1 protein-coding gene is annotated in these 772 nt (G+C 40.8%); it reads right to left on the bottom strand.

Features of this window, described 5'->3' with window-relative positions:
• Nucleotides 1–220: 220 nt before the first annotated feature.
• Nucleotides 221–409 carry a hypothetical protein gene (locus ACYQ2O_RS12515; protein WP_459796742.1) on the bottom strand — a complete coding sequence of 63 codons (189 nt, stop codon included), beginning with the start codon at nt 407–409 and terminating at the stop codon, nt 221–223.
• Between the last annotated feature and the right edge of the window lie 363 nt (nt 410–772).

Raw genomic sequence — 772 nt, 5'->3', positions numbered from 1 at the left:
TTGATTCATAAGAAGACCTCTTTTCTGGATTTGTGGTTATCTCTAGATTAAGGGTCTTCTTTCTTTTTGTCTACTTTAATTTCTTGCCCTACTATTTTACTTTCCGACAACTATTTTACACATAGAATATGCATTAAAAATAAAGAGTTCCCTTCAGACTTTCAAAGGACACTCATTATAAAACTGACGTGTTTTCGATACATCTTTTCCCAACAGACGATTAGATAAATATAAGGAAACGGATGTCTCTCTCGGTCAGAACCTCTTCAAGTGGAAAAGGTGCAGGGAGGAGATTAAGACCATCGAGTTTCTTCCCGGCTTCTCGCAGTGACCTAGTCACTTCATCGACGTCCCACAACTCTTCCGGGAGATCCTTGTAGAAATCGTTATTGATGACAAGCTGTGACAAGCGACCGGTTCGATCCGGTCAACGATTGTATCGAAAAAACTCCCTCTCCGACTCCTCATGTGTAAGATTGACATGGTAAAGCCCCTGTTCCGGAGTCAGAAAATATATCTCTGTTTCTCCATCAAATGGATGAGTAGAGAGCAATTGAACTACCCCCACTTTCGCTCACGCTTAGAAGTGGGAGATTCCTGGGAACAAAGTAGACTTGACACACTTGTTTAATAGAGTATCAGCGTTTGCTTTTATTTACCAGGCTACCCCCGTAGTCCCTACGGTTGGAGTGTGTTAGACAAACTGTAGTATTTTAATGCCTTCGTTTAAAATATTGATACTTGCATTGATATCTCTGTCATGATGCGCTTT

The sequence above is a fragment of the Alkalibacterium sp. m-11 genome, from assembly GCF_054658155.1.
Note: the sequence above shows the minus strand (reverse complement) of the source record. Positions and strands in the feature narration are given on the sequence as shown.